Raw genomic sequence first — 22,271 nt, forward strand, 5'->3', positions numbered from 1 at the left:
GAGCTTGTTATTTGCTTTTTACGCATCTAAAACCAACGTGGTTTGCAGCAGATCTGATTTCGCCTTTTCCTCTTGTTCCAACCATGTATCGCGTGCAATATTGATCTGTACATAAGAACGAACCGCCACGGTGAACGCGTTTTATTTCAGTAGGATCGTTTGGATCATAATAAGCGTCTGGACCTTGCGGATTTTTTGTTACTTTCCCGCTTTCTGCTAATGATTTGTAATAATCTACACTATACCAATCGTGTACCCATTCCCATACATTTCCAGCAATATCATACAAACCATATGCATTTGGAGCGTACTGTTTTGTTGGAGCAATTCCTTTGAAACCATCTTCTCCTGTATCGCCATCTTTTATTGGAAAATGTCCTTGATAAATATTAGCTTGAAATTTTCCTTTAGGTTTTAAATCATTTCCCCAAGCATATAAATTTCCAGTTTTACCGCCTCTTGCTGCAAATTCCCATTCAGCTTCTGTTGGAAGTCTTTTTCCGGCCCATTTTGCGTAAGCTTGAGCATCTTCATAAACCACGTGAACAACAGGGTATTTTTCTTTTCCTATAATGTTGCTTTGCGGGCCTTCAGGGTGTCTCCAATCTGCACCTGGTTCATAACGCCACCATTGCAAGAAATTATTCAAATTAACTGCGGAGGGTGTAGGAGTGAAGACCACAGAACCTGTCACTAAATCTTCTTCGCTTGCTGATGGAAATTCTTCTTTTGTTGGTTTTTGTTCGGCAACAGTTACATATCCTGTGGCTTTTACAAATTTTTCGAATTCTTCATTGGTTACTTCCGTTTCATCCATATAATACCCATCAAGATAAACTCTATGAATTGGAGCTGCATCTTTCGTTACGCCTTTAATGCTGCAAAGACTTTCGTCTTCAACATTAGTTCCCATAGAAAATTCGCCACCAGGAATCCAAACCATACCTTTTGGTGCTTTTTCTGCAGGTTTAAATTTATTTTCGACAGTTGGTTTAAATTCAGATTCAACATTACTTGGAATTTCATGACATTCTGCTGCTGTTGTTTCAGCTTTAGTTGTAAATCTGGTATAACTGTAAGCAATTGAAATAATGGATAATGTGAGTAACGCAAAAATCCAAAAGGTTTTGTTTTTCATGGTTTATTTATTTTTGAGCTTATAATGGTTATCAATAGTGGGCATAAAATTAGGTAAAATTACTTTTATAGTATAGTAATTTTATAGAATTAATAAAATTAAGTATCTTTTTCAACTTGAACGACTTCGTATTTGTCTTTACCATCAACTTGTACGGGTTGATAGTAGGTTTCTCCAAATTTTACATATTTTACATCTCCTATGGTCACTTCTTCTCCGCCTTCTGGCAGTTTCTCTACTATTGTTCCGGCAGTAGGGGCAACGACAGTATATTTTTCTCCATCTTTTTCATAATACGTTCCGCCATAATAGTAATTATTTACCGTTCCGGTATTAACCGTTTCTGCTCCGCTTGGAATGTTATTTACAGTGCCGCCGACTGGTGCAGGTACAGCAGTATAACCGCCATTTGTCGAGGTATACCAAACTCCTTGATCGTAGTGGTATTTCTGATTTTCTACACTGACAATGATCGCTGTAGTTGCTAGAGTTGCAACAAAAAATCCCCACGGATGCCAAACAGGTCCCCAATAAAAAGGCACATAGGGACGCGGATAATACGGATGATAACAGTTGTATCTATAACCGCCATACACATAAGGCGGGCGTGTATATGGTCTATATCCTGGACGAACTACTGTATTTCGATTATTGCGAACATGAACGCTATTGTTAACATTAATATTGACGTTATTTCTGTTTCTATTGACTGTATTGCCACTTATGTTTGTATTTCTGTTACCGACATTGTTTCTGTTTACAGTGTTATTTCTGTTTATAGTGTTGTTTCTATTAGAATTGTTTGACGGTCTGGTTATTTGAGTTCCTGAGTTATTTGCCCCAGGTCTAACCGTTGCTGGTCTAGTTGTTGCCGCTGGCCTTGTTGTGCTAGGTCTTGTCACATTTGGTCTAGATTGCGTAGCAGGTCTTGCCGGACGACTTTGTACTGCACCGCCGCCTCTGTTGAATCCGCCTCCACCGCCACCACGGTGACGCTGTGCTAAACTGTCAATTGAAATAAAGAAAAATGCTCCAGTTAAACACATTACAAGTGCCAGTTTTTTTACTGTTTTCGATATACTTTTCATATTCAGTAATTTATGTGATTTAAAGTTATGAAAAAAAATGTCCGTTTTGAATTAATGGATTAAAAGTTTGATTTATAATGAGATATCCCATTGTATTCTAAATCGCCATCCTTGCTGTAAGGAAAGCGTTTTGTCTTGAAAAGTAAAATAACTCACCTCTGAGGTCAATTTGTTTTTATGTCCTTTAAAAAACCAGTTGAAAGCCAAAGTAGATTCGTCCTGTCTATTTTCTCTTATCGAATTATCGGGTCTATAAGCTGCATGACGACCAGCCATTTCTAAGTGTTTTGGCCACCATTCGAAAACATTATGAAAAAAATATCCGGCCTGAACGTAATATCCTTTCATTATGGTTGTGTCATCATTATTTATCTTGTCAATAATTTCTTTGGTATGCCATTCGCTCTGCCAGGAAAAACCACGATACATAAAAGCAGTTTCAAAATTCCATTGATTGACTCTGTATTGTCCCGGTAAACCATTTTCAAATCCGTCGAGAGAACCTCCTCCTGCTTGAGAAAAACGGGTGTAAGGACTTCGGTTTGTTATGGCTGAAAAGGCTATAATCGGAGTGAGTTTTTCGTGAAATTCTAAATCACAGCCTTCAAAATCTAGAAATCTTCCTAGAAAATTCCATTGTGCTCTTCCAAAATACATTAAATGATTATCGTCATTAGACGTGCTTCCGCGTCCTGTTCCTGTTAAAGCTGCGGCCCAATAATTAAAATCGGCAATTCCAGCTCCTTTTAAGTGTCCGTAGACTTCAACTCCCAATTGTCTGTCTACAGTAAAGGGACGATTAATTAAAGATCGCTCAACCATTTGCTGCTCGCCACTGCTTATGAAACGTTCGCGGGTAAATTCTGTTTTCCATTGTCCAATTTTAAAACTCAGCCAATCCCACTTTTCAATCATTATTCTAAAGTCAAGTAAGTTGGACTGACTCAATTCATATTCCCAATAATATTTCAGCCAAGGTTCAAAAGCATGACCGCCAATTTTTAATCTGGCACGATTTATTTTGAAAGTTGTTTTAGCATCTTGACTGTAATCGTCATAAGTTAAAGGATCTGTATCGTAAGGAGTGGAGAAACGAAATTGGAATCGGCTTTGTAGTTGAAATAAGAACTTTTTATCTCGGGTTTCTAATTCAATTCCTTTACTGCCATACCGAACATTCATTAGTTTTGTAGTATCTTTTTCTTGTTGCGAAAGTCCTTTATAGCTAATTGCTAATAGCAGAGCTAAAAGGACGTTTTTAAATTTTAGATTTACGATTTTTTCTTTATACATAAGTGTGATGGTTTGTATAAAAGATTTTGTTAAGTATCTCAAAATTAAATAATAAATGAACGAGAGTTGATTATTGATAAGCTTGAACTGGTTTCAAATTATAACTTGCAACATGAAAAAGCAGAATGATTAATTTGTAAATAGAAGAATTGAAACAAAAAGGAAATTATTTGTTTTTATAAAAACACACCTTTTTAAACTATAATATCTAAATTTGCAGCCAAAATAACAACAACACAACTCTTATGTATAAATTGATAATTCGTCCGATACTTTTTTGTTTTGATCCTGAAAAAGTGCATTATTTTACTTTTTCTTTTGTAAAATTCATTTCAAAAATCCCTGGAGTTTCGGCGATTATAAGATCAATTTATGAGGTAAAAGATGCTCGATTAGAAAGAGAAGTCTTCGGAATTAAATTCAAAAATCCGGTTGGACTTGCGGCAGGTTTTGATAAAGATGCAAAACTATACAAAGAACTTGGTGATTTTGGTTTTGGTTTTATCGAAATCGGAACTGTAACGCCAGTTGGACAAGAAGGAAATCCGAAGAAACGTTTGTTCCGTTTAAAAGAAGACCAAGCGATTATTAACCGAATGGGATTTAATAACGGCGGTGTTCTAGAAGCGGTAGAACGCTTGAAAAAGAATACTGGTGTTTTAATTGGTGGAAATATTGGAAAAAATAAAGTAACCGATAACGAAGATGCCGTTAAGGATTATATCATTTGTTTTGATGCGCTTTTTAATCATGTAGATTATTTTGTGGTGAATGTAAGTTCTCCAAACACACCAAACCTAAGAGCTTTACAAGACAAAGAGCCTTTGACAGCTTTATTGCAGACTTTACAAAATAGAAATGTCGAAAAACAAAAAACAAGTACTCAAAAAGTAAAGCCAATTCTTTTAAAAATAGCTCCAGACTTAACAGATGAGCAATTATTAGATATTATTGATATTGTAAAAACAACGCAAATTGCTGGTGTTATTGCAACAAACACAACAATTTCTAGAGATGGTTTACAATCTGGAAACCAAACAGAAACAGGAGGTTTATCTGGAAAACCATTAACGAAACGTTCTACAGAAGTGATTCGTTTTCTATCTGAAAAAAGCAATAAAGCATTCCCAATTATTGGAGTAGGAGGAATTCATTCTGCAGATGATGCAATTGAAAAACTAAATGCAGGTGCAAGTTTAGTGCAGTTGTACACTGGCTTTATTTACGAAGGTCCAGCTTTGATAAAAGCAATCAACAAAAAGCTTTTAGGGCAGTTGTAAAAGTAGCGCTTGGACTAAAAGACCAGCTATTATTGCAATACCAAAACTGATTAAAGTTCCGATCATTACGTATTCTGTAAGTTTTCGGTCTTTGGCTTCTTTTAAATCACCGAACCTAAAAATAGATTTAGCAGCAAGCAGAAAACCGATCGCTTCAAAATGTCCGGTTAAGATAAATCCGAAAACAAATAAGCGTTCTAAAATACCAATATAATTTCCGGCAGCTATGAGAGAATTGTCCTGATGGCTGTTTCTGCTTTCTGGAGCCCATATTGAAATGATAGTTTTTATAAAAATAGAGGAGGGTTTGGTTAGCAATAAAATTCCTGTAAGCAGAATCCAGAATTCATTATTCTGCCAAAAATGGATTATCGTTTTATTTTCGTACAAAAGAGCAACACCAATTAAAATGAGAATATGCGCAATTTGATCAACCACAAACCACGTTCGTTTGGTTTTCTTTTTTTGAAAATTTAATTTGATTAAATCTACAATCCCGTGCGTCACAGCAATTAAAACAGCATAAGGTATAAAGCCGATTTCGCCCACTAAAACCGCTGCTAAAACTCCGTGCAGTAAAATATGAATATACAAATAAACACTTTTATGTTTTTTGAGTTCTTTGTCGGCTACCCAAGAATTGGGCTGCCAGATAAAATCTCCTAATAAATGAGCAAGAAACAGTTTTATAAATAAAATCATGAGGCTGAATATTGTTTTATTTGTTTTCTAAAATAGCGATCTAAATTCATAACCAAATCAAACTGAGCTCTTTTTTGTCTTCGGCTCACAGCAGCTTGGTTAATGCCTAATTTTTGTCCTAATTCTTCTTGCGATAAAGTTGGGTTTTCAATAGCAGCGGCAACAAATTCTGCAGATTGTACCAGCCAGCTGTCCATAAAAGTCAAAGTCAGTTGCAACATTAAATTCAGTTTTTCATCAAAATCTAAATCTCCTGTTCGCAGGGCTAGATTTACTTTCTGTTTTTTTAAGGTTTCAAAAAGTTCTCCAGAATTAATAAACGCAGAACCGTTGCTTTCTGATATTCTTTCGACATTGTGTGTTTTATCTCCAAAACCAATACTCATTCGGGCATCAGATTTTATGGCTCTTAAATGCGCTTTTACCAAAATAGCGGTTAACAAAGCGTCTTCGGGATTACTGACTTCAATTTGAAATTCGTCGCCTCGATATACTTCCCACTGATTTGGAGTTTTGCCAAATGGAGCCAAGATCTTCTTTAAATCCTCAACCCAATGCTGAGATTCTTGTTGTCTTGAACCAATTATGTCCCCTGTAATTACACTAGTCATAACTCAAATATAAGTAAAAAAATTATAAATTTTCTATTACAAATATACGTAATAAGATTTGTTATTACGTTTTTCGGTAATAATTTAAATTATTACGCTTTTTGGTAATATTTGAAAATATGATGCTATTTTGTAATAATAGACTTCAAATAAAAATCTCTTTTATATAATCAAAAAAGAAACTAACTTAGCCTTTACAAAAGAATACGCTTTGAGTAAAGAAATCAAAATTATCGAATGCCCTAGAGATGCCATGCAAGGCATTAAGGCTTTTATTCCGACAAAAAATAAAGTTACTTACATACAAGCTTTGTTACGAGTTGGCTTTGATACAATCGATTTTGGGAGTTTTGTTTCTCCAAAAGCTATTCCACAAATGCAAGATACTGCAGAGGTTCTAGAGCAGTTAGATTTGTCTCAAACAACAAGTAAACTGCTTTCTATTATTGCTAATACTCAAGGAGCGATAACGGCAGCCAATTATGAGCAGATTCAATATTTGGGCTTTCCTTTTTCTATTTCTGAGAACTTTCAGATGCGTAATACGCATAAAACTATTGCAGAATCTTTAGTTACCTTAGAAGAAATTCTGGAAGTTGCCGATAAGAAAAATAAAGAAGTAGTGACCTATCTTTCCATGGGCTTCGGAAATCCATATGGAGATCCGTGGAATGTTGAAATTGTAGCAGAATGGACCGAAAAACTGGCAGCAATGGGTGTAAAAATTTTATCGCTTTCTGATACTGTTGGAACTTCTACGCCAGAAGTAATTACGTATTTGTTTTCAGATTTAATTCCGAAATATCCTGAAATTGAGTTTGGAGCGCATCTTCATACCACGCCAGAAAGCTGGTTCGAAAAAATCGATGCCGCGGCAAAAGCAGGCTGTATTCGTTTTGACGGAGCTATTCAAGGTTTCGGAGGCTGCCCAATGGCAACCGATAAACTAACAGGAAATATGCCAACAGAAAAACTGGTTTCCTATTTTACTGCCAATAAAAAAATAACCGGACTCAATTCTCTTAGTTTTGAAAGCGCATACAATGAAGCTTCAAAATTGTTTGGAAAGTTTCATTAAAAAATAGTTATTTTTCTTACCTTAGATAATGATTGTTTGTATAATGCGTTACATTTAGTATTGCTATAACTATTATCATGGGGTCAAATTCGCTAAGTAAGATTTCAAGTATACTATTTTCAGTCTTTTTATTGTTCTCCTGTTCAAGCGATTTGAATTTCGATCAGGTAAACGATTTTAAGATAGAGCCTGTTTTTGTAGCTAACCTAGCGTATTTTAATATTCAGGCCAATAGACTTATAGACGATGGAGGAACTAATGTCTATCCAGATGTTAGGGACTTTGATGTTTTTAAAGAGAAATTTTTTAATGAACGTCTTAAAAAAGCAGAGTTTGATTTTGAAGTCGAAAATAACATAAATCGTGCTTTCGTTCTCAATATGCTTTTGCTTAATGATCAAAATGAGGTTTTGCAAACCATATCTTTTACTGTTCCGTCTTATAAAGGAACACCAAATGTTATAAAATATCCTACAGAAGTTTTTGAAAATGCTCGATTGGATCTTTTAAAACAAACTCAAAAAATTGGTTTTGTGGTAGTAATTGCCTCAGGGCCTCCATTAAATAGCCAGAGTGAAGGAAACTTAAAATTAAGATCAAGTGCAACGGCTTATTTAGTAATCGAATGAGAAAGGCGCTACTACTTTGCTTGTTTTTTCATCTTTTCTGTTTTGCTCAAAACAGAGAATTGCTGTATAATTTTACTTCAATTCCGCAGTCTTCGCTTGTAAATCCAGGAGCAGATGTTTCGTATAAGTACTATTTTGGATTTCCCGTTTTGTCTGGAATTTCAGCTAATGTCGGATCTAGCAGTTTCTCAGCCTATGATCTGTTTTCAGATGATGGAGTCGATTTTAATCAAAAGGTTAGAGATGTTGTAAATAAATCTTCCAGCAGAGATAAAGTAGTAACCAATCAGCAATTGGAAATATTTTCTGGCGGATTTAGAATTGGAGGCAGAGAAAGCCGTTCTTATATTTCATTTGGATTATATCAAGAATTCGACTTCTTTATGTTTGTTCCCAAAGATCTTGCTTTACTAGCTTTAAACGGAAATCGAGATTATATCGGAAAATCATTTAATCTAGGCGATTTAAGCATGAAAGCCGAAGTGCTTTCTGTTTTTCATGTTGGTTTTCATAAAAAACTCAATGACAAATTTGTTTACGGAGGTCGCGCTAAAATCTACTCAAGCGGTGCAAATGCAACTTCTACAAAAAACTCAGGCTACATTTATACAGGCGAGGAGCCAGGAACACCAAACTTGTACAGTCAGGTCATTTCTTCCAATTTAGAATTAAAAACATCTGGTCTTTCTCGTTTTACAAAAGATGAATACGAAGGAAATGTAGTTCGTGATATTGCCAATAATACCTTTTTTAACGGAAGTCTAGGTTTTGGAATAGATGCTGGAATTACCTATTATATAAAAGACAATTTACAATTTACCGCAAGTGTTATAGATTTGGGTTTTGTGAGACAGACCAAAGATATCGAAACACTTACCTATAAAGGAATTTACCGTTACAATGGTGCAAATCCGGATTTTATGGGTACAGATGACCCTGAGAATGTTTTTGACGAATTTGACAAAGCAATACCAAGAGATACGCTTTATAATAAATACACCACTTGGCGCCCAACAAAACTTTATTCTTCTATCGAATATTCATTTGGAGAAGCGCGTCCAGATGACGAATGCAATTGTCATGGAAAAGTCAATAAATATTATAAAAATGCGACAGGAATACAAGTTTTTGCAATGTCTGCCCCTCGAACACCTTTGTTTGCGATAACCGCTTTTTATAGAAGAAATATTTTTAAAAAATTAGATTTTAAAGCAACTTACGCCTTAGATACTTTTTCAAATAAAAATGTCGGATTAGGACTTGCTGGAACAATTGGTCCGGTAAATATTTATGCTCTGGTCAATAATGTTTTAGAATATAAAGATATTTCTAAAGCCAGCAGTGCCGCCTTCCAACTCGGAATCAATTTTGTTTTTCAAGATAAAGAATAGAAAATTTCAATTTTTTAAATTCCAAATTCCAACATACAAACTATGGAGTATTAGAATTTAGGTTAAGCTTTGGAATTTGGAATTTAATTATTGAAATTTTAAAACCGTAAGGTTTTTCGTGTAAAGTCAATTTTATGAATAAGTTAGTATTCAAGTTTCCAATTTATTCACTATATTTGCACGCAATTCAACTAGAAATTGCACCATGATAGCACACAACTCCAAGATTATCGGCGAAGGTTTAACTTACGACGATGTATTATTAGTACCTAACTACTCGAATGTGCTTCCTCGCGAAGTGAGCATTAAATCAAAATTTTCAAGAAACATTACATTAAACGTTCCAATTGTATCTGCTGCTATGGATACAGTAACAGAAAGCGCAATGGCAATTGCTATGGCGCAAGAAGGCGGAATAGGTGTTTTACATAAAAATATGACTATCGAACAACAAGCAGGAAAAGTTCGAAAAGTAAAACGTGCAGAAGCAGGTATGATTATCGATCCGGTAACATTACCAACCAACTCTACAATTGCTGATGCAAAAAATGCCATGAAAGAATTCGGAATCGGTGGTATTCCAATCGTTGACGAAAACAAAATCTTAAAAGGTATTGTTACAAACCGCGATTTACGTTTTGAGAAAAACGGTGCGAGACCAATCGCTGAGGTTATGACAAGCCAAAACTTAGTAACGGTGTCTGAAGGAACTTCACTTGAGCAGGCAGAAGTAGTTTTACAAGGTCATAAAATCGAAAAATTACCAGTTGTAAACGATAAAAACGAATTAGTTGGTTTAATTACTTTCAGAGATATTACAAAATTGACTCAAAAACCAATCGCTAATAAAGATAGTTTTGGTCGTTTAAGAGTTGCTGCTGCAATTGGAGTTACTGGAGATGCTGTTTTAAGAGCAGAAGCTTTGGTTGCTGCAGGTGTAGATGCAATCATTATAGATACAGCTCACGGACATACAGAAGGTGTGGTGAATGTACTGAAAGAAGTAAAATCAAAATTCCCTCAAATAGATGTAATTGTTGGAAACATTGCAACGCCAGAAGCTGCTAAATATTTAGTAGAAAATGGTGCTGATGGAGTAAAAGTTGGAATCGGACCTGGTTCTATCTGTACAACTCGTATCGTTGCAGGTGTTGGTTTTCCTCAATTCTCGGCAGTTTTAGAAGTTGCTGCGGCAATTAAAGGAACTGGAGTTCCAGTTATTGCTGATGGTGGAATTCGTTATACAGGAGATATTCCTAAAGCAATCGCTGCAGGTGCCGACTGTGTAATGTTGGGTTCATTACTTGCAGGAACAAAAGAATCTCCAGGAGAAACTATCATTTTTGAAGGAAGAAAATTCAAATCTTACCGCGGAATGGGTTCTGTTGAAGCAATGCAAACAGGTTCTAAAGATCGTTATTTCCAAGATGTTGAGGACGACGTTAAAAAATTAGTTCCAGAAGGAATCGTTGGACGTGTTCCTTACAAAGGAGAATTAAACGAAAGCATGCTTCAGTTTATTGGAGGTCTTCGTGCAGGTATGGGATACTGTGGTTCTAAAGATATTCCAACTTTACAAGAATCTGGACGTTTTGTTAGAATCACTTCTAGCGGAATCACTGAAAGCCATCCACATAACGTAACTATTACAAAAGAAGCTCCAAATTATTCTAGATAATTTCTGAGGTTTCATATAAAACAAAAGGCGTAAGATTTAATTCTTACGCCTTTTGTTTTTATTTGTATTTACTTATTTTGGCAGTTTGTTTAATACTTGTGGACGAGTTTAATTTGATATTAAATTCATCTTGTTTCAGATCAAACATCAGTTTCATGTCTATGGAGCTTTCACTTGTAAAATAATTAGGAATATCATAAGTCATTTTTCCTGTTCCGATTCCTGAAACAATGATATTATTTAATTTTTCTGATGAAACATTTGCAGTATAAATCTGATTGATATCAAAATAAGCATTTTTGTCGAAAATACTGGTTAGTCTATAGATTGTGGTAACTGACATATCTATGTTAAGTGGTCCAATCGGAATATTAAGTGGGCTTTCTTGAGAAAATGCTTCGCCAACTTTTAATTTCTTTTCTGGTAATGCAAGTTGAGAAAAAGAGCTTTTTGCAATTTCAAAAAAGGTGTTTTTGGAGATGTCATCAATACCTTTTGCAACAATAGAATCCAATTTTGGCAAAGCAGTAATTGATCCTTTTCCGTAGATTAAAGTCCCATTCGGAATAATAGTGTTTCCTTTATTGTCTAAAGATTTTAGATACTTAATTACAACAGGGAAACTTCCGTCTGCATTAGCTTTTCCTGTTTTAAAAACAGATTCCATATCAACGGTCGAATTGGTTATTGTCGGATTTTTAACTCCACTAGATTTTAATGTGTTTAATAATTCTTCAGATCCTTCATAAGTAAGTTCATATGAAGCTGAATTTGTCATTGTCTGATTGTAAATAGTTTGAGGTGAGAATCGTATTTTAAAATCTAAAATTTGATTAGATTGGCTATAACTTAACGCCGTTGTGCAAATAAAAAGAAGGAAGAATAATTGTTTCATAATTGTTTTTAATGTGGATTTTCCACTTGTCTAAAACGAAAGTAAGAATTTAAAACAACTTATCATTTTATTCTTTTGCTCCGTACTTACTAAATTTAGCGTTCCATCCATTTTCTGAATAAGATTCTCCATGAATACCATCGCTAAGGTCAACAATATTTTTGGCATTTACAGATATTTGAATATTGTTTTCAAAATCAGCCAATTCTTGTAATGAAAAAAGAAAATCATGAATTGCAACATCTATGCTTTTAATTACGATTTCTTTGATTAGATCTTTTTGGGATTGATTAAATTGACCAATCTCACTTTGTATTTTTAAGTTTGATGGTGATTTAGATTTATTGTTTAAAAGAGTTTCAGCATTTCCAATTCCTTTATCTCTTAGATTTTTAACTAAAAATTCTCCAAAAATATCAAGCGATTGTTTTGACTCCATAATCTTATTTGTAGTTTTAATTTTTTAAAGATATTGAAAAAACTCATTTTTTTGTAATTACTAAAACCTACTATTCAAAATATCTTCAGCCACAATATCCGAATGCAGTAAATCTTCCATTTTCTTTGTCATGCGTTGTGCTTCTAATGCATAACCGAACATTTTTTTCTCGTAATCAGCGATTGCTTCATCTATTGTTTTAAATTTTCCGTTGGTTAAATTTTGGGTTAAATGGAAAGCATCAAACAAGCCCATATTTACACCTTCGCCTGCAAATGGAGGCATTAAATGTGCTGCGTCGCCAACAAGTGTAAGGTTTGAATGTTCTTTCCAAGATTCTTCCAAAGAAAACAATCTTAAAGGCAAACCAGAAAATTCCGTAGAAGCGGCAAAGAATTTTTTGTAATCATCTCCCCAATTTTCAAAAGTTTCATTCAAAAAAGAAATCACAGATTGATCATCTTCAAAATTAATCCCGTGGTTCGAAACCCAATCTTCATCGGCTTTAAAAGAAACTCCAAAATGAACAGAACCGTCGCGCATGGTATGGGTGTAAAACATTTTGTGTTCTCCCATTGCCATCACATTTCCGTTTCCGTATTTTGGTTTAAATTCTGGATAATCTTGATCAGGATTCACAATTTCTCCTTGAATAATATAAGTTCCAGAAAGTTGAGGTTCTTGATCGCTCACAAATTTTCTAGCGTTCGATCTTCCACCATTTGCAACGATTACAAAATCGGCAGTTGCTGTTGTGCCATTTTTGAATTCTAAAACATATTGGTCTTCAAGTTTTTCAATATTAATTAGTTGGCTATCCCAAACTACAGTATTTTCGGTTAGATTCTCCAGCATAATTTTTCGAAGATCATTTCGATCAATTTCTGGGCGTGAAAAAGCATTAGTTTCATCAGGCATTTCGTCAGAAGTAATATTTCCGTTCATGTCAGCCATTTTTTCTCCAGTTGGTCGTGCGTATTTTTTAAATTCCTCCATTAAACCCGCTTTCTGAATCGCATATTGACCAGAATCAGAATGAATGTCCAAAGTTCCTCCAGATGTTCTTGCTTGTGCATTAATGTCTCTTTCGTAAACCGTAACATCTGCACCATTAATTTGTAAAATTCTTGCAGTGGTTAGTCCAACAGGCCCACCGCCAATAATGGCAATTTTTTTATTTTCTATAATTGAAGTTTTCATTTTATTGAAATTATATTGTGTTTAAATCTGTTATTGATATTGCTATTGAATTTTAATCAGGGAGTTAATGCTTTTAGAACAAGATTAAAAGCTTCATTTTTAATCTTTTCATTAAGAACGAAAGATTTTCCAGACATTGATTTTCCATCTCTATGAAATTCTAAAAGAGAATAAAGTGAGCCGTAAGCAATACTCCAAAATACTTCATAAGGGACAGAAATGAGCTCTTTTCGCTCAATTGCCAAAACCATAAATTCAGTCATCATTTGCTTGTACTTTCCTGTTACTTCTTGTAGGATTGCATCGCCGTGAGTAGAATGTCTTAAAAGTTCAAAACAGGTAGTTTGTAGTGGAAAATTTAGATTGAAATAAATACGATTTTCCCATTGATTTCGTAATCCTTCTCTAAAAGACATATTTGTAGCAAAACCATCAAACATCTTTTCAAAGAAATTTTGACCGATTTCAATTCCAATTTTGCGAATCAGATCTTCTTTATCCGAATAATAAATGTAAAGTGTTGCTACAGAAACGCCGCATTCTTTAGCCAGACGATTCATTCCAAAGCCTTCTACACCTTGTGCGACGATCATTTCTATTGCTTTTTGCTTTACAGTTTCTTCTTTATTTGTATCTCTAGTTCTCATAATTCTAACTAATTATGATGCAAAGATACAAATAATAAATGAACGATCGCTTATTTATGAGTTTTTTTTTTGAGATGCTAAGGTGCAAAGAGGCAGAGGTTCAAAGACTTGAAAGTATGAATTGCCTCCAGCTTTAGCTGGAGGTTTAAGAAAGGACAAAGAGAAGGGCTTTAGTTAAATTTTACGTTTAAAAGCAAACAAAAAAAAGCTGAAACGATAATGTATCATTTCAGCTGATTCTTTTATTTATAGTATATTTTATAAAGTTTTTGAGGGATCGGCTTCTCTTAGGTTTTGATTTTCTAAGATTTCTTTTAAATATGGTTTTACAGTATTTTCAATATCGCCTTGAGAGATATTTAAAGCTTCTGGATCTGATGCCAATTGAAGCCACGGTTTTGGTCCATCAAAATTATAACTTCCAAAAACGATTACAGGCGTACCTTTTACTTTTACATTTTCTTTGTCTTTCAGAATCCATTCGTCAGCAAATTTGTAAAGGTATTTAGCATCTTTTTCTAATAATCTCAAACAAGAATGAGAAGCAGGATATCCAGGCAAATCATATTCGTGAAAGCCAACTCCTAATTTGTTTTCAATATTAAAATTCCACTTTAAATCCCATTCGTCATTAAAAGTGCTAGTTGTTTTTTCTGCCTTCCAATTTGTAAAAAATAATCCTGTTGGAGTAGGATCTTTTTTTCTTCCCATATTTGTTGGCCCTGTTCTAACTAATTCACCATTTTCATAAGCCGCAAAAGTTTGAGTTGGATACGAAAAAAGAATAATTTTTGAAACCTCCTCTAAAGCCGAAACATGAATAGGGAAGGGAAGATAATAAACCAAATCCCCGCTGAAATCGGCTGGAATAACAACAGAATCCAGCTTTTTGAAATTAGCTTTATCTGTTCTGTTTAAAGCATAGACAATATCCATTTTTGAACTATCAGCTTCATTGAGCTTCAGCCATTCTTTTGTTTTTTCAACTTGGTAAGAAACGGTTTCTGGTTTTTTATATTCAATTACTTTCTTTTTCTCTTTTTTGTTTTCAGTCAATGTTATCGTATCGGTTTTTTTGCAAGAACCTAATAAGATTAACATTAATAAAAGTATCGCGTTTGCTGTGTAATATAACTTTTTCATAGGTCGTATTTTTATGAATATAAAGTTATGATTATGATAGCTGAAAAGGGTTACATAATTTTTGGAATAGGTTTCGGGATTTTCATTTTAAATTGATGAAAGAGAAGAACTCGTATAACTAAATTGTCTTTTAGATTTTGTAGTTGAAGAAACTATATTTCTAATCTTAACGTTTCCCCTTCGACAAAAAATCCTTTCGAAGCTGTAATTTTTATTTTCTGGTCTTCGGTATATCCTAAAGTTTCTCCGTTTCTCAATATAACATCGCTATTAATAACGTATGAAATAATGCTAGTAAAGAAATTAAAAAGTTCTGGCAGTTCCATAGGCGACTGTAAGACTTCCATTTCTTGTTTTTCAAATTCTGGCAATCCATAAGTATATATGTAGTTTCCTTGCTCGGAGGTTTTGATGCCAATATAAATCCATACTTGAACAGGAGATTTTCCTTGCTGTAAATCAGGAATGTTTTCTAAATATTGATCTCTAGGTATCAAAAGGGTTTGTTTTGCTTGATAAATGCCTATTGAATTTGAAGTAGCAAGAATTGAACATAATAATTTACTTAAAAGGGTATATCGTTCTACTTGACTTCCCTGAGAAGACATAACAGAAACGATTGCATGTCCCGTGTAGTCTTTTAAATCTTCTCCTGCAGTATGCCAATTGTATGCATATTGAATAGTTGTTGAAAGTTCTTCGCCAGGAATTTGCGCCGGAACATAAGCTACAGCTACTAATTCATTATCCAATTTAAAAACAGCCGAAGTATCATTTCCTGAAAAATTGACAATAGATAATCCCCAGAAATTTTTCAGGTTATCAATTACAAGGTCTATACTGTAACTTTCGTTGTTATTAAACAAAGGCATTGCAAGTAAGATTCCTTTTTCATCTTTTTGAGGAGTTTCGTCTTTCTGCGGAGTTTCTTTTTTCTTGAATAGGTCAAATAATCCCATGATTTAGGTTTTAGGTTAAGTTATTTTTGTTCGATTAGTTTTAAAGTATATTCCAATTGAGTATCTCTATTTTTCATAAAATCCTCAAAAGTCTGTAAAATTTCATGATCCGGAATTATTCCTCTTCCAAAAATTTGATTTGCTTTTTTAGGAACATCTTGTTCTAGATTTACAATAGAAAACTGCGTTTTGATTTTGGTGTTCGGTAATTCGTATTCGATAGGAGTCAATCTGCTGCTTTGTTCTGTATTTATAAAGTCCTGAATTGGCTTTTTCCCTTATTTCTCTAAAAACGGTAAGATTTTGTTTTAGTTTTTCAACCGATAATTTTTCTTTTTGAGAGAATAATAAAATCGGAAAGCAGAAAAAGAATACTATTTTAAATTTGAGCATTTTAGACTGTTTGGTTAATCTAAAATACTCAAAAAAATTAAATTAATCCTTTTATTTTAGCGTATTGCAATAACATAATCGTTTTAGCATCTGAAATTTCCCCAGATTCGATCATGGCATAAGCTTCATCAAAAGTAAATTCTAAAACTTCTATGTTTTCCTGTTCAGCATCCAATCCGCCACCAGAACTTACCTTCATATTTTCGTCATATTCTCCCACAAAAAGATATAAAATTTCTGTTACAGATCCTGGAGACATATAGGTTTCGATTACTTTTTGAACTTTTGTTAAACGATATCCTGTTTCTTCTTCCGTTTCGCGAATAATAGCTTGTTCGGCATTGTCTTTGTCTAAAAGTCCTGCGCAAACCTCAATCATCATTCCCGTTTTATTTCCGTTAAGGTAAGTTGGTAAACGAAATTGTCTCGTTAGTACAACTGTTTTCTTGGCAGTATTGTATAATAATATCCCAGCACCATTTCCGCGATCATAAACTTCACGAATATGTGATTCTGTTTTTTCGTTTTCCTTTTTGTAGTTAAAAGTTACTTTGTTTAATATGTACCAATTGTCTGAGAGTAATTTGGTATCTGTTATTTCGATTTCTGGATTCTTTCTCATTTGGAAAAATTATTTCATAAAAAAAAACGCCCTGATTATCAGAGCGTTTAAATATGTTATTTTGTTATTGTTTGCTTTCTGTCTGGTCCAACCGATACAATTTTGATTGGCACTTCGATTTCTTTTTCAATAAACTCAATATATTCTTTTAGCTCAATAGGTAATTGATCGTAAGTTGTCAATCCAGTTAAATCTTGTTTCCATCCTTTAAACTCTTTGTAAACCGGAGTAACGTTTTCTGGTTCAATGTTGTAAGGAAAGTGAGAAATGTTTTGTCCTTTGTAGTTGTATTCCGTACAAACTTTTAAAGTTTCGAAACCAGAAAGTACATCACCTTTCATCATCATTAACTGAGTAACTCCGTTAACTTGAACGGCATATTTTAAAGCAACAAGGTCTAGCCATCCGCAACGTCTTTGTCTTCCTGTTACAGAACCAAATTCGTTACCCACTTTTGCCATTGTAGCACCCACTTCGTCAAAAAGTTCAGTAGGGAAAGGTCCGCTACCTACACGTGTAACATAAGCTTTGAAAATTCCGTATACTTCTTTGATTTTGTTAGGAGCAATTCCTAAACCAGTACAAGCTCCAGCAGCAGTAGTGTTTGATGAAGTTACGAAAGGATAAGTTCCGAAATCAACATCCAATAAAGATCCTTGAGCACCTTCGCAAAGAATAGATTTTCCAGCTTTTTGAGCTTGGTGCATGTATTCTTCACTGTCAATGAAATCTAATTTTTTTAATTCTTCAATAGCTTCAAAGAATTCTTTTTCTAATTCAGCTAAATTATATTGAATAGCAACATCATAAAAAGCAATCATTGCTTCATGTTTGTCAGCTAAAGCTCTGTAACGCTCTTTAAAATCTTCTAGTTCGATATCTCCAACACGTAAACCATTTCTACCCGTTTTGTCCATGTAAGTTGGTCCAATTCCTTTAAGAGTAGAACCAATTTTTGCTTTTCCTTTAGAAGCTTCAGAAGCAGCGTCAAGCAAACGGTGAGTTGGTAAAATTAAGTGCGCTTTTCTAGAAATGATTAATTTCTTTTTGATATCAAGGTTGAATTTTTCTAAACCTTCAATTTCTTTTTGAAAAACTACTGGATCAATTACAACACCATTTCCGATGATATTTACCGAGTTTTTATGAAAAATTCCAGAAGGAATTGTTCTTAGTACGTGTTTAATTCCGTCAAATTCTAGAGTATGTCCTGCATTTGGTCCTCCTTGGAAACGTGCAATAATATCGTAATTTGAGGTAAGTACATCAACAATTTTTCCTTTACCTTCATCTCCCCATTGTAATCCTAGTAATAAATCTACGGTCATTCTGTTTTAATTTGCGTTGAGACAATCTAAGTTGCCCTACTGATTATGTAGTTAATTTTCTTTTTTTTAATTTTTTTGAAAAGTCTAATATTAAAGACTATGAATTTGAGCTTTGCTTTTTGTTTCCGTAGAAATAAAGCGAGTGATTTGTGATTTCAATATCAAAAATTTCTTCGATAGTCTTTTTGATGGTTTGAATTCTTGGGTCACAAAATTCGATTACCTCACCAGAATCTGTCATAATGATATGATCGTGCTGTTTATCAAAATATGATTTTTCGTAGTAAGCTTGATTTTGTCCAAATTGATGTTTTCTAACCAAAGCGCAGTCCAACAATAACTCGATCGTGTTGTATAAAGTAGCTCTACTCACACGATAGTTTTTGTTTTTCATTTTGATGTAAAGGTTCTCTATATCAAAATGCTCCTCGCTATCGTAAATTTCCTGAAGTATAGCATAACGCTCAGGAGTTTTGCGATGCCCTTTTTGTTCAAGATATAGTGTAAAAACATTTTTTACAATTTCTTGATTCTTAGTGTTGTCAGTTGAAATAAGTGTCATATCCGGCAAAGATAATTTTTTATTTTTAATGAATAAAAGTTTCGGGTTTAAAGTTTAACGTTTAAACTTGTTTTTGATTAGTTATAATGCACTAAATACAGGCTTTTACGTTAAAAATATTTTCAAAGGTTAATTTAGCTTAATTAACATAATTTTTTTAATTTATGAAAAAACTAACAATGGTTAACTTGATTTCGACATATACATATACCAGTTCCATTCCCAAGTTTTTCCTTTGTCATCAGACATTGCTTGGCTCCAGACAGGATTCTTTTCGTCTCGAGCATCCCATCGGAATACTTGAATAACTGGTTTTTCGTCAAAAACATCTTTAGAAAAAAAATGCCCCACTTTATTTTCAAAAGAACCAACTACAGGTTTGTCTAATGTTCCCGTAGTAGAATCTGACCAGTATATGCTCCACAATTTTGTTATCGGATTAAATAACCTTACTGTCATGCCTTCAAAAGGTTCTCCATCAAAAGTGGCTAGAAAATTATCAATGTTTCCAATTCCATTTAAAATCTTGTACATTTCCTGTGTCGAAGGAAATTCAATCCACTCATCGCAATTCGTCAATCTGGATTTTAATTTTCTGTTGCGAATAACAGATTTTCCTTGAAAAAAATCAAAATCGTCTTTTGATGAAGATTCAGATGCCGTAATTAAAAGCTCTCCATTTTCATCAAATTCTATTTTAGGAATTTCTAAGGATTTATTTTCCATGATTAATGTTTATGAATTAGTTTAAGTTCTATACTCTCTAGTAACCTTATCAACTCCGTCAATTTTCTTGATGGCGCTAATCATTTTTTTCAAAATCGTATTGTTTTTAACAATTACGGCAACTTGTCCGTGGAAAATTCCAGCATCGGTACTAAGCGAAATACTTTGAATATTTACGCTCATATTGTTTGAAATTACCTTTGTCAATTGGTTGGTAAGTCCTAAAACATCCATTCCTGTAATATTGATAATGGCTTTGAATTCCTCTTGCGAAGAATCAATCCACTTGGCACTCATAATTCTGTAGGCGTAATTCGACTGCATTCCAATCGCGTTCGGACAGTCTTTTTTATGCACTTTTATTCCTTCGTTGATGGTAACAAAACCAAAGACATCATCACCAGGAATTGGGTTACAGCATTGCGAAAGTTTATAGTCTAACTTATCATGTTCGGTTCCAAAAACCAGCATGTCATAGTTACTGCTAATGACTGGTTTGTGAATATCCTCATCTGCGGTATCTTTCGTTCGTTTAATTTTATTTTTAAAGAAATTGATAAACGAATTGCTTTTCTGTGCCGCATAATCTTTTAACTGCTGATTTTCGATTGCGCCAATTCCAACTCTATAAAATAAATCTAAACTTGTTTTTAGTTTAAAGAAGTTAACTAACTCGTTTGTTACCTGTTCGTTAAATGTAACTTTTAGATGTTTTAATTTTCTAACAAGTAATTCTTTTCCTTCTTCTGCAATCTTTTTAGTGTTCTCGTTAAGAACGTTTTTAATTTTATTTTTAGCTCTCGAAGTCGTTACATATTCTAGCCAGTTTACCGTTGGTTTTTGGTTTGGAGAAGTAATTACTTCAACCTGATCACCACTTTTTAATTCGTAGTTTAATGGAACCAGTCGTCCGTTTACACGAGTTCCGCGAGTTTTAATTCCGATTTCAGAGTGAATGCTGAAAGCAAAATCAAGAGAAGTCGCGCCTTTTGGCAACGATTTGATTTCTCCTTTTGGAGTAAAGACAAAGATTTCTTTAGAATACAGATTCATTTTGAAATCTTCCACAAAATCAACCGCATTGGTTTCCGGATTTTCCAACGCTTCGCGAAGAAGATTCAGCCAAGTATCCAGACCGCTTTCTTCTGTTGCGCCGTTTTTGTATTTGTAATGTGCTGCGTAACCTTTTTCAGCGATTTCGTCCATACGTTCGCTTCGAACCTGAACTTCAACCCAACGTCCTTTTGGTCCCATTACAGTAATGTGAAGCGCTTCATAACCAGTTGATTTTGGTGATGAAATCCAGTCGCGCAAACGGCTAGGGCTAGGGCGATAATGATCTGTTACGATAGAATATATTTTCCAGGCAATGAATTTTTCTTCATGCGGATCGGCTTTGTATACAATTCTAAGGGCGAACTTATCATAAACTTCGTCAAAAGTTACGTTTTGCGCACGCATTTTTCGACGTATAGAATAAATAGATTTTGGTCTTCCTTTGATGATATAGTCTACACCTTCGCTATCTAAAGATTTCTTTAAAACATCTGAAATATCTTTGATATAAGCATCTTGTTCTTCTTTTGTTTCACGAATCTTGCTTACAATGTCATTGTAAACTGCCGGTTCTGTGTATTTTAATCCTAAATCTTCAAGTTTGGTTTTAATGTTATAAAGTCCCAAACGGTGGGCTAAAGGAGCATAAATATATAGAGTTTCAGAAGCGATTTTGGTTTGTTTGTATTCCGCCATTGAATCCATGGTTTGCATATTATGCAAACGATCGGCCAATTTGATCAAAATTACACGAACATCATCGTTTAATGTCAAAATCATTTTTCTGAAATTCTCAGCTTGCATGGAAGCGTTCAAATCTTTTTGAACTAATGAGATCTTTGTTAAACCTTCAACAAGCTGTGCTACTTTCGGATTGAAGAGACGTTCTATTTCATCAACAGTTACAGGAGTATCTTCAACAACATCGTGTAATAAAGCCGCGGCGATAGAGGTCGCTCCCAGACCAATTTCTGAAGCAACAATTTTTGCAACTGCAATAGGATGAAAGATATACGCTTCGCCCGATTTACGTCTCTGTTCTTTGTGGGCATCAACGGCAACATCAAAAGCTTTTCGAATTAATTTTTTGTCTGTTGGGCTTAAAGTTTGGTAACTTATTCGAAGTAATTCCTTGTATTCCTGCGCAATAGCTTTGTTTTCTTTTTCAATATCTATTTCTGTCATAACGGCATAGTTCAAGTACTAAAAATAAGAATTAGTTTGAACATACGCAAGGCTATATGATTGTAGATTTTAGAGTGAAGTTTTTAGATTTTTGAAGGTGCAATTTTTGGTTTTTTGTCTGTAAAAAAGGGCTTCGACTTCGCTCAGCCTGACAGCCGAAAGGGGATTAAAAATAAATTACAATTTTTAAATCCCAAATTCCAAAAAGGAGCAAAGCGACTTTTAGAA

Annotated in this window: 22 protein-coding genes; 5 read left to right on the forward strand and 17 right to left on the reverse strand. The window is 34.1% G+C overall.

The features are described from left to right. Window positions 1–7: 7 nt before the first annotated feature. The 3 genes from NCC77_RS08705 to NCC77_RS08715 all read right to left on the reverse strand — a co-directional run bounded on the left by NCC77_RS08705 (window position 8) and on the right by NCC77_RS08715 (window position 3,519). Entirely contained in the window at window positions 8–1,138 is a 1,131-nt protein-coding gene (locus NCC77_RS08705) for a formylglycine-generating enzyme family protein (protein ID WP_250835221.1), read from the reverse strand. A gap of 98 nt (window positions 1,139–1,236) precedes the next feature. Next, entirely contained in the window at window positions 1,237–2,226 is a 990-nt protein-coding gene (locus NCC77_RS08710; protein WP_250835222.1) for a DUF6515 family protein, read from the reverse strand. Between the two features lie 72 nt (window positions 2,227–2,298). Next, on the reverse strand, window positions 2,299–3,519 hold the full coding sequence (locus tag NCC77_RS08715) for an OprO/OprP family phosphate-selective porin (RefSeq protein ID WP_250835223.1): 1,221 nt from the start codon (window positions 3,517–3,519) through the stop codon (window positions 2,299–2,301). Window positions 3,520–3,764: 245 nt separating this feature from the next. Between NCC77_RS08715 and NCC77_RS08720 the strand changes: the two genes are divergently transcribed. Continuing rightward, window positions 3,765–4,799 (forward strand): quinone-dependent dihydroorotate dehydrogenase, encoded by a 1,035-nt coding sequence (locus NCC77_RS08720; RefSeq protein ID WP_250835224.1) that lies wholly within the window; start codon window positions 3,765–3,767, stop codon window positions 4,797–4,799. Here the strand turns inward: NCC77_RS08720 and NCC77_RS08725 are convergent. Both NCC77_RS08725 and NCC77_RS08730 read right to left on the reverse strand, forming a co-directional pair. Further along, a complete protein-coding gene (locus NCC77_RS08725; protein ID WP_250835225.1) occupies window positions 4,785–5,501 on the reverse strand; it encodes a DUF3307 domain-containing protein in 717 nt (238 codons plus the stop codon). The two genes, NCC77_RS08720 and NCC77_RS08725, sit on opposite strands and share 15 nt — an antisense overlap. Then, complete coding sequence (locus NCC77_RS08730) at window positions 5,498–6,112, reverse strand: hypothetical protein (RefSeq protein WP_250835226.1); 615 nt, start codon at window positions 6,110–6,112, stop codon at window positions 5,498–5,500. The genes NCC77_RS08725 and NCC77_RS08730 overlap by 4 nt, the downstream gene beginning before the upstream one ends. Before the next feature lie 211 nt (window positions 6,113–6,323). On the opposite strand from NCC77_RS08730, the gene NCC77_RS08735 reads away from it, so the two are divergent. The 4 genes from NCC77_RS08735 to guaB all read left to right on the forward strand — a co-directional run bounded on the left by NCC77_RS08735 (window position 6,324) and on the right by guaB (window position 10,888). After that, window positions 6,324–7,190 carry a hydroxymethylglutaryl-CoA lyase gene (locus tag NCC77_RS08735; protein ID WP_095931395.1) on the forward strand — a complete coding sequence of 289 codons (867 nt, stop codon included), beginning with the start codon at window positions 6,324–6,326 and terminating at the stop codon, window positions 7,188–7,190. Between the two features lie 77 nt (window positions 7,191–7,267). After that, on the forward strand, window positions 7,268–7,819 hold the full coding sequence (locus NCC77_RS08740; protein ID WP_250835227.1) for a hypothetical protein: 552 nt from the start codon (window positions 7,268–7,270) through the stop codon (window positions 7,817–7,819). Further along, window positions 7,816–9,210, forward strand: a complete 1,395-nt coding sequence (locus NCC77_RS08745; RefSeq protein ID WP_250835228.1) for a DUF5723 family protein — start codon at window positions 7,816–7,818, stop codon at window positions 9,208–9,210. The genes NCC77_RS08740 and NCC77_RS08745 overlap by 4 nt, the downstream gene beginning before the upstream one ends. Before the next feature lie 205 nt (window positions 9,211–9,415). After that, a complete protein-coding gene (gene guaB / locus NCC77_RS08750) occupies window positions 9,416–10,888 on the forward strand; it encodes an IMP dehydrogenase (RefSeq protein WP_250835229.1) in 1,473 nt (490 codons plus the stop codon). Between the two features lie 58 nt (window positions 10,889–10,946). Here guaB and NCC77_RS08755 read toward each other — a convergent pair whose 3' ends face one another. The 12 genes from NCC77_RS08755 to NCC77_RS08810 all read right to left on the reverse strand — a co-directional run bounded on the left by NCC77_RS08755 (window position 10,947) and on the right by NCC77_RS08810 (window position 22,043). Continuing rightward, window positions 10,947–11,783, reverse strand: coding sequence for a hypothetical protein (locus NCC77_RS08755; RefSeq protein WP_250835230.1), 837 nt, complete (start codon window positions 11,781–11,783; stop codon window positions 10,947–10,949). Window positions 11,784–11,850: 67 nt separating this feature from the next. Beyond that, window positions 11,851–12,222, reverse strand: a complete 372-nt coding sequence (locus tag NCC77_RS08760; protein WP_250835231.1) for a hypothetical protein — start codon at window positions 12,220–12,222, stop codon at window positions 11,851–11,853. 60 nt (window positions 12,223–12,282) lie between these two features. After that, window positions 12,283–13,422: an FAD-dependent oxidoreductase gene (locus NCC77_RS08765; RefSeq protein WP_250835232.1), complete on the reverse strand. Its 1,140-nt coding sequence runs from the start codon at window positions 13,420–13,422 to the stop codon at window positions 12,283–12,285. 56 nt (window positions 13,423–13,478) lie between these two features. Then, a complete protein-coding gene (locus NCC77_RS08770) occupies window positions 13,479–14,069 on the reverse strand; it encodes a TetR/AcrR family transcriptional regulator (RefSeq protein WP_250835233.1) in 591 nt (196 codons plus the stop codon). 258 nt (window positions 14,070–14,327) lie between these two features. Beyond that, a complete protein-coding gene (locus NCC77_RS08775; protein WP_250835234.1) occupies window positions 14,328–15,212 on the reverse strand; it encodes a L,D-transpeptidase in 885 nt (294 codons plus the stop codon). 152 nt (window positions 15,213–15,364) lie between these two features. Further along, entirely contained in the window at window positions 15,365–16,171 is an 807-nt protein-coding gene (locus NCC77_RS08780) for a DUF4261 domain-containing protein (protein WP_250835235.1), read from the reverse strand. Window positions 16,172–16,191: 20 nt separating this feature from the next. Continuing rightward, entirely contained in the window at window positions 16,192–16,401 is a 210-nt protein-coding gene (locus tag NCC77_RS08785) for a hypothetical protein (protein WP_250835236.1), read from the reverse strand. 200 nt (window positions 16,402–16,601) lie between these two features. Continuing rightward, window positions 16,602–17,186, reverse strand: a complete 585-nt coding sequence (locus tag NCC77_RS08790; protein ID WP_250835237.1) for an NUDIX domain-containing protein — start codon at window positions 17,184–17,186, stop codon at window positions 16,602–16,604. A gap of 56 nt (window positions 17,187–17,242) precedes the next feature. Beyond that, a complete protein-coding gene (locus NCC77_RS08795) occupies window positions 17,243–18,514 on the reverse strand; it encodes an adenylosuccinate synthase (RefSeq protein ID WP_095931407.1) in 1,272 nt (423 codons plus the stop codon). A gap of 97 nt (window positions 18,515–18,611) precedes the next feature. Continuing rightward, window positions 18,612–19,076 (reverse strand): Fur family transcriptional regulator, encoded by a 465-nt coding sequence (locus NCC77_RS08800; RefSeq protein ID WP_250835238.1) that lies wholly within the window; start codon window positions 19,074–19,076, stop codon window positions 18,612–18,614. A 183-nt stretch (window positions 19,077–19,259) separates the two neighbouring features. Next, window positions 19,260–19,802: a hypothetical protein gene (locus tag NCC77_RS08805; RefSeq protein ID WP_250835239.1), complete on the reverse strand. Its 543-nt coding sequence runs from the start codon at window positions 19,800–19,802 to the stop codon at window positions 19,260–19,262. A 21-nt stretch (window positions 19,803–19,823) separates the two neighbouring features. After that, window positions 19,824–22,043, reverse strand: coding sequence for a RelA/SpoT family protein (locus NCC77_RS08810; protein ID WP_248725963.1), 2,220 nt, complete (start codon window positions 22,041–22,043; stop codon window positions 19,824–19,826). Window positions 22,044–22,271: the final 228 nt, after the last annotated feature.

This window comes from Flavobacterium tyrosinilyticum, assembly GCF_023656565.1.
In the GTDB taxonomy this organism is placed as follows: Bacteria; Bacteroidota; Bacteroidia; order Flavobacteriales; family Flavobacteriaceae; genus Flavobacterium; species Flavobacterium tyrosinilyticum.

Excerpts from the sequence above, each read along its gene's own strand:
- NCC77_RS08705 (WP_250835221.1), bottom strand. The coding sequence starts at position 1,138 with ATGAAAAACAAAACCTTTTGGATTTTTGCGTTACTCACATTATCCATT.
- NCC77_RS08710 (WP_250835222.1), bottom strand. The coding sequence starts at position 2,226 with ATGAAAAGTATATCGAAAACAGTAAAAAAACTGGCACTTGTAATGTGT.
- NCC77_RS08715 (WP_250835223.1), bottom strand. The coding sequence starts at position 3,519 with ATGTATAAAGAAAAAATCGTAAATCTAAAATTTAAAAACGTCCTTTTA.
- NCC77_RS08720 (WP_250835224.1), top strand. The coding sequence starts at position 3,765 with ATGTATAAATTGATAATTCGTCCGATACTTTTTTGTTTTGATCCTGAA.
- NCC77_RS08725 (WP_250835225.1), bottom strand. The coding sequence starts at position 5,501 with ATGATTTTATTTATAAAACTGTTTCTTGCTCATTTATTAGGAGATTTT.
- NCC77_RS08730 (WP_250835226.1), bottom strand. The coding sequence starts at position 6,112 with ATGACTAGTGTAATTACAGGGGACATAATTGGTTCAAGACAACAAGAA.
- NCC77_RS08740 (WP_250835227.1), top strand. The coding sequence starts at position 7,268 with ATGGGGTCAAATTCGCTAAGTAAGATTTCAAGTATACTATTTTCAGTC.
- NCC77_RS08745 (WP_250835228.1), top strand. The coding sequence starts at position 7,816 with ATGAGAAAGGCGCTACTACTTTGCTTGTTTTTTCATCTTTTCTGTTTT.
- guaB (WP_250835229.1), top strand. The coding sequence starts at position 9,416 with ATGATAGCACACAACTCCAAGATTATCGGCGAAGGTTTAACTTACGAC.
- NCC77_RS08755 (WP_250835230.1), bottom strand. The coding sequence starts at position 11,783 with ATGAAACAATTATTCTTCCTTCTTTTTATTTGCACAACGGCGTTAAGT.
- NCC77_RS08760 (WP_250835231.1), bottom strand. The coding sequence starts at position 12,222 with ATGGAGTCAAAACAATCGCTTGATATTTTTGGAGAATTTTTAGTTAAA.
- NCC77_RS08765 (WP_250835232.1), bottom strand. The coding sequence starts at position 13,422 with ATGAAAACTTCAATTATAGAAAATAAAAAAATTGCCATTATTGGCGGT.
- NCC77_RS08770 (WP_250835233.1), bottom strand. The coding sequence starts at position 14,069 with ATGAGAACTAGAGATACAAATAAAGAAGAAACTGTAAAGCAAAAAGCA.
- NCC77_RS08775 (WP_250835234.1), bottom strand. The coding sequence starts at position 15,212 with ATGAAAAAGTTATATTACACAGCAAACGCGATACTTTTATTAATGTTA.
- NCC77_RS08780 (WP_250835235.1), bottom strand. The coding sequence starts at position 16,171 with ATGGGATTATTTGACCTATTCAAGAAAAAAGAAACTCCGCAGAAAGAC.
- NCC77_RS08790 (WP_250835237.1), bottom strand. The coding sequence starts at position 17,186 with ATGAGAAAGAATCCAGAAATCGAAATAACAGATACCAAATTACTCTCA.
- NCC77_RS08795 (WP_095931407.1), bottom strand. The coding sequence starts at position 18,514 with ATGACCGTAGATTTATTACTAGGATTACAATGGGGAGATGAAGGTAAA.
- NCC77_RS08800 (WP_250835238.1), bottom strand. The coding sequence starts at position 19,076 with ATGACACTTATTTCAACTGACAACACTAAGAATCAAGAAATTGTAAAA.
- NCC77_RS08805 (WP_250835239.1), bottom strand. The coding sequence starts at position 19,802 with ATGGAAAATAAATCCTTAGAAATTCCTAAAATAGAATTTGATGAAAAT.
- NCC77_RS08810 (WP_248725963.1), bottom strand. The coding sequence starts at position 22,043 with ATGACAGAAATAGATATTGAAAAAGAAAACAAAGCTATTGCGCAGGAA.